General features: G+C 37.4%; 16 protein-coding genes. 7 read left to right on the top strand and 9 right to left on the bottom strand.

The genetic code is table 11. The annotated features are described in order from the left end of the window. Positions 1-11: 11 nt before the first annotated feature. From ccmI to KO502_RS00820, 4 genes are all read right to left on the bottom strand, one after another. Positions 12-1,319 (bottom strand): c-type cytochrome biogenesis protein CcmI, encoded by a 1,308-nt coding sequence (ccmI, locus tag KO502_RS00835; RefSeq protein ID WP_216020662.1) that lies wholly within the window; start codon positions 1,317-1,319, stop codon positions 12-14. A 118-nt stretch (positions 1,320-1,437) separates the two neighbouring features. Beyond that, complete coding sequence (locus KO502_RS00830; protein ID WP_216020661.1) at positions 1,438-1,914, bottom strand: cytochrome c-type biogenesis protein; 477 nt, start codon at positions 1,912-1,914, stop codon at positions 1,438-1,440. Position 1,915: 1 nt separating this feature from the next. Next, the gene (locus KO502_RS00825; protein ID WP_216020660.1) at positions 1,916-2,464 is read right to left on the bottom strand and encodes a DsbE family thiol:disulfide interchange protein; all 549 of its coding nucleotides are present in this window, start codon (positions 2,462-2,464) and stop codon (positions 1,916-1,918) included. A gap of 2 nt (positions 2,465-2,466) precedes the next feature. Continuing rightward, the gene (locus tag KO502_RS00820; RefSeq protein WP_252730435.1) at positions 2,467-4,509 is read right to left on the bottom strand and encodes a heme lyase CcmF/NrfE family subunit; all 2,043 of its coding nucleotides are present in this window, start codon (positions 4,507-4,509) and stop codon (positions 2,467-2,469) included. 340 nt (positions 4,510-4,849) lie between these two features. Between KO502_RS00820 and ccmA the strand changes: the two genes are divergently transcribed. From ccmA to ccmE, 5 genes are all read left to right on the top strand, one after another. Further along, positions 4,850-5,509, top strand: coding sequence for a cytochrome c biogenesis heme-transporting ATPase CcmA (ccmA, locus tag KO502_RS00815; protein ID WP_216020659.1), 660 nt, complete (start codon positions 4,850-4,852; stop codon positions 5,507-5,509). A gap of 64 nt (positions 5,510-5,573) precedes the next feature. Then, a complete protein-coding gene (ccmB, locus tag KO502_RS00810; RefSeq protein ID WP_252730434.1) occupies positions 5,574-6,308 on the top strand; it encodes a heme exporter protein CcmB in 735 nt (244 codons plus the stop codon). Then, a complete protein-coding gene (locus KO502_RS00805) occupies positions 6,309-7,055 on the top strand; it encodes a heme ABC transporter permease (RefSeq protein WP_216020658.1) in 747 nt (248 codons plus the stop codon). An 80-nt stretch (positions 7,056-7,135) separates the two neighbouring features. After that, positions 7,136-7,381, top strand: coding sequence for a heme exporter protein CcmD (ccmD, locus tag KO502_RS00800; protein WP_216020657.1), 246 nt, complete (start codon positions 7,136-7,138; stop codon positions 7,379-7,381). Continuing rightward, a complete protein-coding gene (gene ccmE, locus KO502_RS00795; protein ID WP_216020656.1) occupies positions 7,381-7,905 on the top strand; it encodes a cytochrome c maturation protein CcmE in 525 nt (174 codons plus the stop codon). The genes ccmD and ccmE overlap by 1 nt, the downstream gene beginning before the upstream one ends. Before the next feature lie 138 nt (positions 7,906-8,043). On the opposite strand, the gene KO502_RS00790 is transcribed toward ccmE, so the two are convergent. The 5 genes from KO502_RS00790 to KO502_RS00770 form a co-directional block, all read right to left on the bottom strand. Beyond that, positions 8,044-8,259 carry a TIGR02922 family protein gene (locus KO502_RS00790; RefSeq protein ID WP_216020655.1) on the bottom strand — a complete coding sequence of 72 codons (216 nt, stop codon included), beginning with the start codon at positions 8,257-8,259 and terminating at the stop codon, positions 8,044-8,046. A gap of 399 nt (positions 8,260-8,658) precedes the next feature. Next, positions 8,659-9,978: an N-acetylglucosamine MFS transporter NagP gene (nagP, locus tag KO502_RS00785; RefSeq protein ID WP_216020654.1), complete on the bottom strand. Its 1,320-nt coding sequence runs from the start codon at positions 9,976-9,978 to the stop codon at positions 8,659-8,661. 99 nt (positions 9,979-10,077) lie between these two features. Then, positions 10,078-11,208, bottom strand: coding sequence for an N-acetylglucosamine-6-phosphate deacetylase (gene nagA, locus KO502_RS00780; protein ID WP_216020653.1), 1,131 nt, complete (start codon positions 11,206-11,208; stop codon positions 10,078-10,080). Positions 11,209-11,280: 72 nt separating this feature from the next. Further along, positions 11,281-12,189: an N-acetylglucosamine kinase gene (nagK, locus tag KO502_RS00775; RefSeq protein ID WP_216020652.1), complete on the bottom strand. Its 909-nt coding sequence runs from the start codon at positions 12,187-12,189 to the stop codon at positions 11,281-11,283. 178 nt (positions 12,190-12,367) lie between these two features. Next, positions 12,368-15,049, bottom strand: a complete 2,682-nt coding sequence (locus KO502_RS00770) for a family 20 glycosylhydrolase (RefSeq protein WP_216020651.1) — start codon at positions 15,047-15,049, stop codon at positions 12,368-12,370. Between the two features lie 168 nt (positions 15,050-15,217). On the opposite strand from KO502_RS00770, the gene KO502_RS00765 reads away from it, so the two are divergent. Continuing rightward, positions 15,218-15,943 (top strand): DUF6445 family protein, encoded by a 726-nt coding sequence (locus KO502_RS00765; protein WP_252730433.1) that lies wholly within the window; start codon positions 15,218-15,220, stop codon positions 15,941-15,943. A 41-nt stretch (positions 15,944-15,984) separates the two neighbouring features. Continuing rightward, positions 15,985-16,701, top strand: coding sequence for a SapC family protein (locus KO502_RS00760; RefSeq protein WP_216020650.1), 717 nt, complete (start codon positions 15,985-15,987; stop codon positions 16,699-16,701). Positions 16,702-16,824 lie beyond the last annotated feature (123 nt).

Genomic DNA, 16,824 nt, shown 5'->3' with positions numbered 1-16,824 from the left:
AACAGCTGTAACTACTCAACAAAGGTATCAATAACAAGTTCAAGTACTTCTTTGTTATTAACATCAATATTGAGCGCTTCTGCTTTAAAGTCACCAGGCTTAATACCAACACCACCGCTCATTGAAACAACGGCGTAAATATGAGCTTGCTCGACACTACCTAAAGTATTAACAGGACTCATTGCTTGGCTATTATTTAATTCGATTACTGCAGGTAAGTTACTTGCTTTCATTTTTACTGCCGCTAACGGCATACGTTGTCCGTTAGTTGGAACAGCATAAATAAAGACAACACGATCTTCTCCTTGCATTAATTTTTTAGTTACTTCATCACCTAAACTAACACTCACTTTTAAGCGGGGACCATCAACAGCTTGAGGCTGCATATTATTTTGAGTAGAGCTTTGTAGGTTTTGGCTAGGGCTAGTTTTACCATTTATACTGGCAAGCCGGTTATTGGCTTCGGCAACAGCTTCAGTTAACGCTTCAATATTCACGCCTTGGTTGTTTGAATCAATGACGCGCTGCCAATATACAATCGCTTGCTGATAGTCTTGTTCAATAAAGTTATGCATGCCCAATAAAATATTGGTTGAAGGATCGTTAACATCTAACGCCAAAGCTCTATCAATGTAACCTTGTACTTGATCATTAATCTGTTGATTATTTTTGTAGTAAAGCGCTTGTGCAATGGAGCCTAATAAATCTGCGTGTTCACCTTCAATCTTTATTACTTGTCCAAAAGCCGTTACACCTCGATCAAAAGCTCCCATAGCTACATACGTTTGCCCCAAGTTATACAAAGCTTCAGTATCTTCAGGGTTAGCTTCTATATGTGCTTTGAGTTTTTCAATGTGCGCTAATGCTTGCTTTTCACGCTCTGCTAGCATTTGCTCTTGCGTCATAGCTTGTTGACCATGACCTTCAGGTAACTGAGTAATCTGCGTATAGCTACCTTGTTTGTTATAAAGGAAGACTGAAAAAGTGATAATAAATACGCTTAATCCTAACGGCCAATAAGGAGAAAAGGCTTTAGTTGCTTCGGTGCTAGGCTTTTCATCTTTTGAAGTGCTTTCAATATCTTGTAATAAAGTACTATTTAGTTCACTTAATAAATATTGATAGTTCTCTTCATCAATACCACCTTCACTGTAATCTTTTTCTATTTCTTTTTTATGCTCATGGTATAGGCGGATATTCGTTTCATCACGCACATTACCCGTTGAATTTTTGGTTTGAGCTTTTTGTTTAAAGAAAGGGCGCCAGACCATAAATAATAATAAAATTAAAAATACGAGGCTGATTACTAAAAATTCCATAATACTATCTTCTTATAATGAGTCGTGCTGTACTAATATTACTAAGTGAATATCACTAAATGAATACAGCTAAATTAGTACAGCTAAATTGGTACAGCTAAATTGGTACAACCAAGCGTTATTTGTCATTGATTAAGCTATCTAGCTTATCTTGTTGTTCTGCTGTAAGTTCTAGATCTTTTTTAGCAATAGGTTTTCTACGTACAATCACAACTACAACAATAAGTCCTAATAAAATAAGTACCGCAGGACCAAACCATAACACATACGTTAAGGTTGAAACTCGCGGACGATATAAAACAAACTCACCGTAACGGTCTACCATAAAGTTAACAATTTCAATGTCAGCTTTACCTTGTTGTAATAACTCGTAAAGCTCTTTACGTAAATCAGCTGCTATAGGTGAGTTTGAGTCAGCTAAGTTTTGATTTTGGCACTTAGGGCATCGTAATTCTTTACTTAATTCTTGAAAGCGTATTTTAGTGACTTCATCACGAAACTCATAGGTATCAACAGGGCTTGCTTGTACTTTACTAATACTTAACGCAATGGTTAATAAAATAGCAAAGGTGGTAAATAGAGGTGTTAAACGCATATTATTTTCCCTGCTTTTTTTCTTCAATAAGTTGAGCTATTAAAGGCTCAAATTCTGTTCGCCATACGCGAGTATCAATTGCGCCAGCAAAACGTTTACGAATAATACCTTTATGATCAATAACAAAGGTTTCTGGTGCGCCATAAACGCCAAGATCTAAACCTAAAGTACCTTCCTCATCGAAAATTGAAAATACATAAGGATCTTCATAGGTTTTTAACCATTGTTGCGCGGCTGCACGATCATCTTTGTAGTTCAAACCATACAAGGTAACTTGTGGGTTTTTAGCAATATCAACTAAATAAGGATGCTCATATTTACAAGTTGGACACCAAGTTGCCCACACATTAATTAATACAATATCGCCAGTCACATCTGTTTGCGTAACTTTATTAGCCTTGTTTTTTAATGTTAATAACTCAAAGTTAGGGAGCGTTTTACCAACAAGGGCAGACGGCATGTCTTGCGGATTAAGTGATAAACCACGATATAACACAACCCCTAAAGCAATAACTAAAATTAAAGGTAAAAAACGAATTAATTTATTCATTGTTATGCCTCCGAAGCTTTATTGGTTTGCTTTTCGTCTGCATCTTTTTCATCTGCAGTTATTAATGTAGGCTTTTTACGACGATAGCGTTTATCAAGCATTGATAATAAACCACCAGCAGCCATGAAAATAGCACCTAACCAAATCCAACGTACAAACGGTTTATAATGCACACGAACTGCCCAAGCACCTTCTGGTAACGGATCTCCCAACGCCACATATACATCACGGAACAAACCAGGATCAATCCCCGCTTCGGTCATACCCATTGTTTGCACGCGATAAGTTCTACGTTCAGGTTTAAGTAAGCTAACAAAGTCGTTTTCGCCGTTACTATTTACTTTATAAATATTAATTTGACCTTGTTGCGCACTGTAGTTAGGTCCTTCTACATGCTTAATACCTTTAAATTCAATTTGGTAGCCTGAAACGATAACACTTTCATTTAGAGCCATTTTTACATTGGTTTCACTTTCGTACATTGACACAATAGTGACGCCAACAATGGTAATAGCAATACCCGCATGCGCTGTTGCCATACCTAAATGACTAATACTTAATTTACCTGTTTGTTGTAGTTGCCCTTTCACCTCTTTCACTACCACTAAGAAAACCCAAGTCGCTAAGGTAATACCCATAGCAACCAGTACGTTAAACTCACCGCCGTAGATCACAGGAAATAACAAACCAAAGGCAATACTAAATACTGAAGAGCTAAATAGGCGTTTACGTAACTCGCCTTGTTTAGCTTTTTTCCAGCGAATTAATGGCCCAATTCCCATAATAATGAATAAAATACTCATAATAGGCACAAATACCGCGTTGAAGTATGGCGGGCCAACTGAAATTTTACCGTAACCTAATGCGTCAACTAAAAGAGGATATAAAGTACCTAACAATACGGTTACTGCAGCAATAACTAGAATAACATTACAAAGTAATAAGGCAGTTTCACGCGAATAAAATGCAAAGCGAGAAAAGCTAGCGACAGTACTTGCTCTAAAAGCATAAAGGGTTAACGAGCCACCCATCGCAATCGCTAAAATCATCAAGATAAAAATACCGCGAGATGGATCAGCAGCAAACGAATGTACTGAAGTAATAACCCCAGAACGTACTAAGAAAGTTCCTAATAAGCTTAAACCAAAGGCAAATATCGCTAATAAAATAGTCCAGTTTCTAAAGGTGCCTCGTTTTTCAGTTACCGCTAATGAGTGAATTAGTGCAGTACCTACCAACCAAGGCATAAAAGAAGCATTTTCAACCGGATCCCAAAACCACCAGCCACCCCAGCCAAGTTCGTAATATGCCCACCAACTACCTAATGCGATACCAACGGTTAAAAACATCCATGCACCAACCGTCCAAGGGCGAGACCAACGCGCCCAAGCAGCATCCATTTTACCGGCCATTAAAGCGGCAACCGCAAAAGCAAAAGCAACCGCAAAACCAACATAGCCAAGGTACAATAGTGGTGGATGAATAATTAAACCAACATCTTGTAATAGAGGGTTTAAATCACGCCCTTCCATCGGCACATTTGGCCATAAACGATCAAAAGGATTTGAGGTAAGCAGAGTAAAAGCAATAAAACCAATAGCAACCATGCCCATTACCGAAAGTACACGGGCAATAAACTCTTCTTCAATAGCATCAGAAAAACGTGCAACGGCTGCGGTCCATGCGGTTAACGAAAACACCCATAATAACAATGAGCCTTCATGTCCGCCCCACACAGCGCTAATTTTAAAATAATAAGGTAAATGTGTATTGGAATGACTAGCAATGTATTTAATAGAAAAATCATCAACCACAAAACTATATGCGAGAATAATAAGGCTGATAGTGGTAAAGAAGAACATACCGTAGGTTAAGGGTTTAGCATACCCCATTAATTTTTTAAGCGAGCTTTGCTGAGCGCTATGTACGCCAATAAGCGGTATAACACTCAAACAAAAAGAAAAAGCTAACGCTATTATCAGGGCTAAATGACCAAGTTCAGGAATAAGCTCAGGCATATTTGTTGCTACCAAGTCTGGTATCATTAGTTTCTCCGCTCTACTTCAAAAAACAATGCACCTAATTTTATTGAATTAGGTAAAAAATTATCGCGACATACTAACATTTTATTTACCGAAGTATTAATGTAAATTAACGCTCGCAGTTGTTTCAGAATGTTACAACTTTATTAAGCTATGCTAGTGAGGGCTATGTTAGTATATTACCCGCAGCAGTTATACGATCTATATCAATAATATTCAGGCAAACTTAAAGTACAATATTGATATAATTCATAAAGATGAATTTATAAGATAAGCACTTAATATAACGAACAACCTTATTTACAACTTAATTGATATAGTTAGAAAAAGAAGAAATAACACATTGTCTAAAGATACTTCAACACCACTTATTAGTGCTTCAAACCTTACTTGTATTCGTGAAGAACGTTTATTATTTGATGCCCTGTCATTTGAGGTTCACCCCGGTAATATAGTACAAGTTGAAGGGCCAAATGGCTCAGGTAAAACAAGCTTATTACGTATATTGTCAGGCTTATCGCAACCTTATGACGGTGATGTTAAGTTTGGTGATAAAAAAATTAGTCGCTGTAGAGAAGAGTTTCAACAAAATTTACTGTATTTCGGGCATTTACCTGGTGTTAAAGGTGAAATGACCGCAGAAGAAAACCTCGAATTTAATTTAGCGTTACACGGTAATGACACCGATAAAACGTTAGCGTATTTAGCTAATGTTAACCTGCTAGGTTTTGAAGACAGTTTAGCCTCTCATCTTAGCGCCGGACAACATAGACGTATTGCCTTAGCCCGTTTATACCAAAGCAACGCACCTATTTGGATTTTAGATGAGCCTTTTACCGCGATTGATAAACAAGGGGTCGCCAGTTTAGAAAACCTATTTTCTATGCACGCCGCGCGTGGCGGTTGTATTATTTTAACCACTCACCAAGATCTAATTAGTATTGAGTCAGGTAATGTAAAAAAGATCACGCTTGATTACCATTACGATAGTCTTTTAGGTTAACCTTAATGCTTCTAATTAATATGAATGATTTATACATTATTCCAAGCTCAAAGAAGTTAACATCATGACATTGCCAGCTCAATCAGAGCAATTACCGACACAGACAACACAAACTTCTGCGCAATTATCATATCGTCATGCTTTTATGTTGGTGTTAAAGCGCGATTTAACCATTGCCATGCGCCACAAAGACGACATTATTAATCCGTTGTTATTCTTCGTTATTGTTATTACTTTATTCCCTTTAGGTATAGGGCCTGAAGCGAAAACATTAAGTCGTATTGCTCCAGGGATTATTTGGGTAGCAGCATTATTGGCAACTTTATTGTCATTAGATCGCTTATTTAAATCAGATCATCTTGATGGCTCATTAGAGCAAATGTTACTTAGCCCACACCCAATATTTATACTGGTATTAGCAAAAATATTCGCCCATTGGTTAATTACCGGCTTACCACTTATTTTAATTGCACCATTATTAGCAGTATTACTGCATTTAGATAAAAACAGTTACACCGCATTATTACTTACCTTATTATTAGGTACGCCGGTGTTAAGTTTACTAGGGGCTATTGGTGTAGCCTTAACCGTCGGTATTAAAAAAGGCGGCGTATTGCTGAGTTTATTAATTTTACCTTTATATATTCCAGTATTAATTTTTGCGACCAGTGCTATAGACACTGCTGCGCTTGGTTTACCTTACAGCGGTCAACTTGCTATAATCGCCGCATTATTTTTTGGTTCATTAACACTTGCCCCTTTTGCTGTTGGGGCTGCTTTAAAAGTGAGTACTAACTAGATGTGGAAATTTTTACACCCTTACGCAAACCCTGAAACAACTTATCACTTCACCAATAAGTTATTACCTTGGTTAATTGCACTCGCCGCACTGTTTTTAAGTATTGGTTTAGTTTGGGCATTATTATTTGCACCCGCTGACTATCAACAAGGTGATAGCTTTCGTATTTTTTATGTGCATGTTCCTGCAGCGTCTTTGTCTATGGGGATTTATGTGTCAATGGCTATTGCCGCCTTGAGTAGTTTAGTCTGGCAATTGAAATTGGCAGATGCCTCAGCTGCAGCCATGGCACCTGTTGGCGCAGCATTTACCGCTATTGCCTTAATAACGGGTGCCGCTTGGGGAAAGCCAATGTGGGGGACTTGGTGGATTTGGGATGCACGTTTAACGTCTGAACTTATTTTACTGTTTTTATACTTAGGGGTAATTGCCTTACACAATGCTTTTGAAGATAAAAACTTAGCAGGCAAAGCTGCGGGTATTTTAACTTTAGTTGGGGTAATTAATATTCCAATTATTAAATATTCAGTAGATTGGTGGAATACCCTGCACCAAGGTTCAACGGTGAGTAAGATAGGTAAGCCTTCTATGTCACTTGATATGTTATGGCCATTTATATTTTCTTTCCTTGGCTTTTCATTTTTAGTCGGCGTAATTATTTGTTTGCGCTTTCGTAACGAAATTTTAGCACGTAACAGTATTCGTCCTTGGGTACGTGAATTAGTTGAAAAAAGTGTAGTTAAATAACTACCACTTAATTTAAATCAAATACATTAAACAATATTAGTTAAATAATATAACGCCTAAAGAGTAATTGGAGAGCACCAATGCAATTTACTAGTTTTAACGATTTCATCAATATGGGGGGCTATGGCTTTTATGTCTGGCTATCTTTTGGTGCCGCCGCGTTAATACTTACCCTATTAACCATTAATTCGGCTATGGGTCATAAACAAGTAATTAATCAAATAGCTAAACGTAAAAAACGTGAAGACAAATTACGAGAAGCTAAAATGCTTCGTCAACAACAAAAAGAATTTAGTGATAAACCATTAAATGAGGTAACTGAATAATGAACCCACGTCGTAAAAAGCGCCTCGCGATAGTTGCTTCTATTCTTATTGGTATCGGTGCTGTTGCAGGTCTAGTGTTATTTGCGTTAAGCCAGAATATTGATTTGTTTTTTACTCCTTCTGAAATTACTCAAGGTAAAAAAGAAACCGGGGTAAAACCCAGTATTGGTCAACGTATTCGTATTGGTGGTTTAGTGGTTCCAGGCTCTGTTAAACGTGATCCTGAAAGCTTAAAGGTGTCTTTTCAATTAAGCGACATGACTATGCCAATTGAGTTTAAAGAAAGCGACCCTAAAGTGACCGTATATTACGAAGGAATATTGCCTGACTTATTCCGAGAAGGACAAGGTATTGTTGCGAACGGTATATTAGCTGATCACCCGCCAACAGGATTGAGCATTGAGGCCAGTGAAGTACTGGCTAAACACGATGAGAACTATATGCCTGCAGAGCTAGCCGAAGCAGCAGGACAAAAGCATGAAAAAGCGGGTTATAGTGATAAACAGTTACAAGGTACTAAGTAACCTGTATAAGTTGAAATACGGTAAAGTGCAGTAACTCATACATAAACTCACAAAAACCCACATAACAAAAAGGTGATCAATTATCTCTTCTTTAATAGATAATTGATCACCTTTTTTATATCTGTTTTTGAATAAAAATTAATGCCAATATTCAGCAATTAACTTGTCACCAACACTATTAAGTACATTAATTTCGCCCGCGCAAACTGCAACAATTGTTTTACCACGTTTAAAATGTTGTGGAATGATCATATCGCCATAGTCATTAAGGTTAAAACTTTGTGTTTTTCGATAAATCATTAAATCGTTATCACAGCAATAAATTACGGTAACGATCCTTTTTGTTTGTTCCATCATTAAATCCTTTTTAATTCCATTTTTATATTTAACTAGCTAGGCTGTTAATCACTTTACTCCCTTTGTAAAAGTGATCAAACCTACCATTGGCTTAATATAATGTGGTTAAACCTGCTCGTCAAGCTCTGGTTCTACCAGTTTATACTTTTTCTACTTTCAAAGAGGGCTTCGCGTGAATAGCAGAACTATTGCAAGTGAGTTTAACAATGAAAGTAGATAAGAAATATGTTAGATAAAGGTTTGTTAAGCCGAGTTCAGATTATTTAGGCTTCCATAAATAAAAAACCACCGCTCTGTTTTACTACTTATTTTCATTTGAATTCAAGTAATAAAGATCGGCTGTGATTTAACTTAGTATTTAACGAGTATCTTAATGGATAAACAAGACGTTATGATTTATTTCCAAGACTTCATTTTACAACCTTTTACGGCGTAGAATAAAATAAACAAATAACAAGGTAACATCACAGCATAACCACTTTGCAGATCAACGGCTTGGCCACTAGAGCCACTTGCTAAACTCCAAAATAATGGACCAAAAGCACCACCAGAGATACCCATAACTAATAATGCAGAGCCAATACTTGTTAGTTTACCTACACCAGAAAGGGCTAGTGGGAATACAGCTGGCCAAACAATAGCGTTAGCTAAACCTAAGAAAGCAATAAGAATTAATGTATCTGGTAATTGTACGCCACCTAAAATAAATGAAAGTGAATTAGCAATAGCAAAAGAGTTATTGTCACCTAAAATAATACCTAAACTTAATAACAAGCCTAATACGGCTGATACCATTAACGCTTTTTGTTGTGAGATAAAGCGTGGGATAAGTGTAATACCAAGTAGATAACCAATAACCATACACCCCATAGTATACGATGTCATAACACTGTAGTTTTCAACCCCTAAAGAGAGGGCAAAGGCACCAATCGTATCACCAGCAATAACTTCTACCGCAACATATAAAAATAAGGCAACCACACCTAATGCTAAATTAGGGTGAGATAGCGCCGCTTTAAGTTGGCCTTTACTTTCAGTTGCCCCTTCTTCAGCTTCACTTGCTAGCTCAGGCAATGGTGATTTTTTAACAGCAAAACCTAAAGCACCAATAAATAAAGCCATGCCTAAATAAGGTAAAATAAGTTTATCTGCCATGGCATCAATTTGGATTTGACTTAATTCAGTACCAACGGTATCGGTAAAACCACTTAAAATAAGTGCAGTAAAAACAATAGGTGCAACAACACCTGCGCCTTTATTTAAGATCCCCATAATTGAGATACGTGCAGCTGCAGACTCTTCAGGGCCAATACGAACAACATAAGGGTTAACTGCTGTTTGTAATAAAGTTTGCCCGGTTCCCATGACCAACTGAGCCAATAAAAATAACGGAAAAACTTGTGTTTTAGCCGCAGGAATAAACAACAAACCTGCAAGCATCATGGTGCCCATACCAAGTGCCATACCGTTTTTATAACCAACCTTACGAATAATGGCAGCAGATGGTAAAGCCGTAAAAGTCACCGCAATATAAAAAGAGAATAAAATTAATGACGCTTGAAATGGTGTTAGTTGCAGTATTTGTTGCAAATACGGCATTAAAGAGCCGTTTAACCAAGTGGCAAATCCGAGAATAAAAAATAAACCTGCGACAATTACCATAGGTAGCGCATTACTCGGGGCTTTCACCTGTATATTTTGTTGTGATGTTGTCATTTGCGTAACCTCGTTCTCATTTATAATTTGTTGTAATCGTGTCTACTGTATTTATATTTTTTCTTAATTCTTTAGTTAATGTTTGCATTCAGAGCATAACTAAACGCGCTGACCAGCAATCCATGTTTCTTTTACTGATAAGTCTTCATTTAACACCACCATATCGGCCTGTTTACCTAGGGTCAGCTCACCTCTAACAACCGACTGATTTTGATATAAATATTCTGCAGGGTATAAACTTGCCATACGAATAGCTTCACCTAGCTCAATCCCCAATTGCTGATGAGTATTTTTAACCGCACTTGCCATATCTAATGAAGAGCCAGCTAACTCGCCCGTTGTAGAGGTCAGCCTGCCATTATCAACAGTGACAATACGATCATATAAAGCGAACTGCGTTTGCTCACTGCCTACTGGCGGCATTGCATCCGTTACTAAAAATATTTTGCCTTGTGGCTTAGCTTGTATAGCGAGTTGACAACTTGCATAGTCAACATGAAAGCCATCAACAATTAACCCACAGCTAGTTTGGTTATTTAACAACGCAGCTCCTACAACACCCGGCTCTCGCCCTTGTAAAGGTGACATGGCATTAAATAAATGGGTAAAACCACTAGCTCCAGCATCAATCGACTTTTGTGCGGTTTTAAAATCAGCATTAGTATGACCTAAACAAACTTTTATGCCTAAATCTACCATGCGTTTTACATCAGTTGGTGAGACATTTTCTGGCGCTAAAGTAATAATAACCTGGCCAATATCTTGACGAGATAATACTTGCCACTCGGCATCAGAAATAGGACGAATATAGTCGGCACAATGCGTACCTTTTTTAGCAACCGATAAATGAGGCCCTTCAAAATGAATACCTACAATACCTGCAACTTTTTCATTAATAGCTTGCGCAATAGCATCTGCAGCTTGTTGCATCACTTCAATTTTATCGGTAATTAACGTTGGCATCATTGCTGTTGTGCCGTATTTAGCATGCGCTGCCATGATAGTTTTTAAGTTATCAACAGATGGCGAATCATTAAATAAAGCGCCTCCACCACCATTAACTTGCAAGTCGATATAACCTGGAACAACTAAACCTTTAACAGCAACATCTACATGATTCAGATCTTGATCTATTTTGATAATTTTACCGTCGAGCAGAGTTAACACCTGATCGTCAAAAAAATTATGCCCGTCAAAAAGTTGTTGCGCATGAAAGCGAGTTTGTGTCATTGGATGTCCTAGCTATGTTTTCAGGTAATAATTATCAGTTGGTTACTAATTTCAAAAATGTATATCATTAATCTAAATATTAATTAACATTTTAGATTCTTGCTCTCTCGCATAAATAACAGAGCCCACTTCTGGCGGGTGCAATGGTAATTTAAGATCAGCTTGAATATCTACCGCTAACCATTGCTTTAATATAGGCGTTAAACCACCAAGCATAGAGATAGGCAAAGAGTTATCTTTAGTTAATGTGCGTACCATATTATTGAGGTATTCAGCACCTTCATTAAGAATAGTTAACGCAATTTCGTCACCTAAGTTAGCAGCATCAAAAACGATATGTGCTTGCTGACCAAAAAAGGTAGCTTTTTTCCCTGCGACAACTTCAACAAGTGCAGTATCATTGCTACAGTTAAGCTTGGTTAACAGTGCCGCTGACATCAAGGTAGGCTTAACTAAACCATCAAGAGATAACAACACTTGTTTAACAGCTTGTAAGCCAAACCAAGCGCCGCTGCCTTTATCGCCATGTGGAAAGCCATGTGCTCCAACAATGCGCTGTTCGTTATTTTGACAAGAAAAACCACATGATCCGGTACCGCTAATAATAACAGCGCCATCGCCACCATTATGCGCACCTAAACAGGCAATAAGTAAATCGGTTGCTAAATGCATGTTTTTAAATGGGTGTTGCCATGCTGCCATTTGATCGAACAATACAGGGATATTAACACCCGCCAAACCTACACCAGCAACAAATTCATCTAGCTTCATATGCGCTAGCCCTGCATCTTCAAGGGCAAGCTTTGCAGATTCAATAATAGAATGGGTTGCTTGCTCAAAACCATGTAGTGGATTTCCTGGGCCGGAAATTCCAGTGCCAAGTATTTCATTATCTTTATTCATAATGATGGCTTTAGATTTACTACCGCCACCATCAATACCTATGAATAAATCATTGTTTTTGTTGTTACTTGTCAGCATATCAACCTCATATTAACTGCCGTGTATTATTATCTATAATTTTATAGTACCACAAATGACAGCGTTGTCATTTGTTTTTTAGGTATTAAATTATATATGTTTATTATTTCAAAATCACAGATGATTAACCAACTGATTATATTGATAAATCAGTTGGCTTTATGGATGTTTACTTAAGTTATTGAGTGACTGCAGTAATACGGCCAGCTCGCAATTTATCAGTACTACGACTTCTTACCTTAACTTGCCCTGATATTTTGATAGGCTCAACATAAGTCAGCCACTCACCGTTATTTACTTGGTATTCAATGATGAGCCCTGGAAAGGCGATATTGGCGTGTAACTTACCAGCTTTGATCACGGCACCTACTGTTGGTAAACGATAGTCTACTTGCGCTATTTCTAGTTTAGGAAACTCTTTTTGACCAAGTGTATGAGCAAATAAAGACCACTTACTATCACGTTCATCTTCTAGCGCTTTGCTAAATACTTCAGTATCTTGCGAGTATTTAGCCCCCTTATAATTATAAGGTACTGCCCAATCGGCAAGATGCCAAGCACGCTCGGCAAGTGCTAATAAACGAGGATAAACTTTATGTTCAACCATATCATCGGTACGCACATTTTCACTCCACAACTGGCCTTGAATACCGACAAATTTTTGTCCTAGCGCTAACGGTGTTTTAGTATCGTCTGTTACATAAGCGTTATCTTGCCTGTCTAACCAAAACTCGGCATGAATAGGTAAGTTGTCAGGCATAAACTGGAATACTTTTTCAGTATTAATGTGGCGTGACGCCCAGTAAAAACCGTGCTCTTTAGGGTCTGCTTCATGAGGAAAATCAAAATATAAAACATCAGGGCTAGAAATAACAACTTGCCAATCTCTATTCGCTAACATGTGAACTTTATCGTGACCGCCATAAAATAAAGTATCCCAAGCATTTGCTTGTACAACGTCTGGCATATTTTCAACGCGAGTATGTGCCATACCATCGCTCCAACCTGCCGTTTCAATATCAAGATCAGATAAAATGCCTGCTACACGTTCAATAAAGTAAGCCCCAAGCTCACTCATTTTCGTAACGCCTTGGTCGTTGTCTGCAACAAACGCTTTACACGCAGGAGAGTCTAACCAAGCACCAGCAGTTTCATCGGCGCCAATATGATAACGCGTAAGTGGTTGCCCTGCATCAGCGTGAATTCTTTTAACCTGTGTCATTACCTCAACAACAAAGGCATAAGACGATTCTAAACAAGCATTAATGGTATTGTCGTTATAAAATTGAACAGATGAGTACTCTGTTTTATCATCAAAATCTTCAAGTAAAAACTGCTTAGCTTTAGCCTCTTCTTCTAAAGCTTGATATTTTTTATAACGCGCCGTCATAGCTTTAATTGATGCACGAGAGTGTCCTGGCATATCAAGTGATGGGATTACTTGGATATGACGTGCGCTAGCGGCTCTTAGTATTTCTTGATAATCGCTAACCGTGTAATAACCATTTACTACTGAACTTGTATCGATACCCGCACCAAGTTGAGGCATTAAACACTCTGTTTCACTCATATCAAAACAACGTTGTGCGCCAACATCAGTTAATTCGGGCAGGGTTGGGATTTCTAAACGCCAAGCTTCATCTTCACCTAGGTGTAAATGTAATTTGTTTAATTTGTATGCCGCCATTTGATCAAGCAAACTTAGAATAAACTCTTTTGAATGAAAGTTACGTGCTACATCAACTAACATGCCACGAAAAGCATAATGCGGTTCATCGTCAACCGTCATCATTGGTAGTTTGTTCGTACCAACCGTCACTAAACTTGCTAACGATTGTAAGCCGTTAAACACTCCGTTTGCATCAACACCCACAATACTAATGGCTTTATCAGCAATCGTTAATGTGTAGCTTCCCGCAACAGGCTGCGCTTCAGTAGGAAGCGGCTTAACAATACTTAAACGTAGCGGTAAACCTGTGTTGTTTTGTGTAACACCTAAGCTGCTTAAATGATTTAAAGCCGCTTCAACATCTGCTGACTTTACATTACCTAAAGAAACAGCAAGACCTTTATCAATATTAACAAAACGATCGTATTCATCGATAACAACTGATTTAGGTGTAGGAATAATAGCTTGCGCAATCGCCATTTTATTTTCGACTAACACCGCATTACGTTTATACAAGGCAGCACTGGTTAGCCACTGGGTATTATCTTCGGCGCTACGTTTAAACTGAGTATCTACATCGGTAAAAGCTTCAACATGTGGTACTACTTCTAAGCCTGTTTCTTTATCGATATAAGGAACAGTGCTTTCAATAACGCGAGCATCTAGACCTGGAGCCGTAATAATATAGTTTGGCATAACATCAGATTCAGCCAATGACCAAAACATTGCACGGAAGTTAAGTGTTTTTTCTTCGCCTTCATCAAAGCCTGTAAAAGAATCTTTGAGACTGATTTGATGAAGATCGCCATTAATATGTTTTACGCTAAACTCATCACTTTCAAAGGATTGGATTGGCGCAATTTGACTAAAATATATGCTCCAGTCTTTCGCCGCGAGTGCTTTTTGGGCGGTAAAAGTTAACTCAACTTCAAAACAAGCACCGTCAGCAACTTTACTATCACATTTATCACTAGGAATATTGGTAACAACACGGTAATTAACGTCGAGGTTTTTCGCAATGTTATCTAAATCTTTTTGTGTGACAGGAAATATTGCCTGTAATTTAATTTTTTCACCGGTATCTACCGCTGGCTCTGGATACTTATTACAACCTAGTAGCGTTATACTGAAAGCAACAGCAAGTACTAAAGCTTTTGTATTTATTCGTTTTATGTGCGTTTTAATGTGCATAGTTAAATGACCTTATACAGCTTTATTTAATAAAACTGTTCTTGCTTTAAATATTATTGATATTACCACTATCCATAATTTTGACAGCGCTGTCAAATTTAAGTATATTGTTTTTACTTTGTTTATTTATTCTCCATTAATCCACATTTTTAGATTAGGTCCGTTAGTATGAGTAATATGAAATATATTAAAGTAAATCCTAATTATAAAATGCAAAAAATTCCGCTTCCAGGAACAGATTTACACATAATACTCATAGATGAATTTTTATTTAATACCGACCCTATAACTCATTTTGCCCATAACATTGCTTACTTCAACCCTGTATATTTCGATAACACCCAATTTCCAGGCATGCGAGATAAAATGCCAATGCCTTACACCCGGTTATTAAAATCTTTTTTTGAAAGCGTGCTACTACCTGAATTCAGACCCTTATCATCAAATCAAACACATTTTCATAGTAGCTTATTATCTTTAGTTTCATGCTTACCTTCGACACTTACAGTCAATCAAAAAATGCCTCACGTCGACTCCTGTGATAACAATGATTATGCTTTTGTTCATTACTTATCCTCACAAGAGCTTGGTGGAACAAGTTTTTATCGATACAAACCGAAAAACTTAACTGAATTTCATCAGGAGCATAAATCGGTATTACCAGAAATGATAACTGAAGTAGCAAACCACCCAAATGAGCACTCAGGTTATATCACGAGTAGTACAAACCTTTTTGAACAAATTCTCACTGTTGAAGCTAAAGTCAATCGTTTAGTGATTTACCCTGCAAACGTATTACATAGCGCCAACCTAATTTCACAGAACAGTTATTGTGGCGATATTAACTTAGGGAGATTATCCATATCTTCCTTTGCTAGTATCACTAATACTTAGCTCTTTTTAATGACTAAGATAACCTTGGAGTATACCTTTACATGATCCCATTAAATCAAAAACAACATTCACACTTAAAAATACAGAAAATTAATGATGTTTCTCGCTTTAAGAATCAACATTTAATTCCTATAACCATCCAAGACTTCATCCCTTTATCTACTGAGTTTCCCGTTGTATTTGTTAAAAATGAAGAAACAGGGCAATTTATAAGTGTTGCTATGATGGGCTTTCGCTCTGGCGTTAACCTTTACTGCCAAGAAACCAACTGGCCTTGTCCGGTTATGCCGATTGGATTTAACAACGCCCCACTTTCATTAGCTCGCAGTAACGAAAACAGTAATGAAATAATGGTTTGTATTGACGAAGAAAGCTCACTGCTTAGCGATAAGACTGGTGAAGCATTATTTGATGACCAAGGTGAGCAAACTGAATTTTTAAAACAGAAATCACAAGAGCTTTTCAAGGTAGCGCAACTGACTGAGCAAACTCAAGCGATCATTAACCTATTTGCTCAAAAAAAGTTATTCATCTCGAAACAGTTAACTATTAAGTTATCTAACGAGAAAGAGCCTTTGTTATTAAGTGGCCTTTACCTTATTGATGAAAACGCATTAAATGCTTTATCTCCAGAAGAATTTGAAGAACTTCGTACAAAAGGTTTATTGCCATTAATTTATGCGCATTTAGCGTCTTTACATCAAATTACGCGATTAACAATAAAACAAAATAAATTTGAAGAGAATAGCTCATTATAAATGTGAGCAATGAGAGTACGCTTTATACTTGATTACACAAATAATACCAAGTTGATTAAGTTCTTTCCCACTCAGCTAAATTTAAAAGGCTTAGAGGCAAGGCATTGATTGAAGAAAATGGTT

The organism is Colwellia sp. E2M01 (genome assembly GCF_018860585.1).
Lineage (GTDB): Bacteria > Pseudomonadota > Gammaproteobacteria > Enterobacterales > Alteromonadaceae > Colwellia.
The sequence above is the reverse complement of the archived record's forward strand: the minus strand, read 5'-3'. Positions and strand labels throughout refer to the sequence as shown.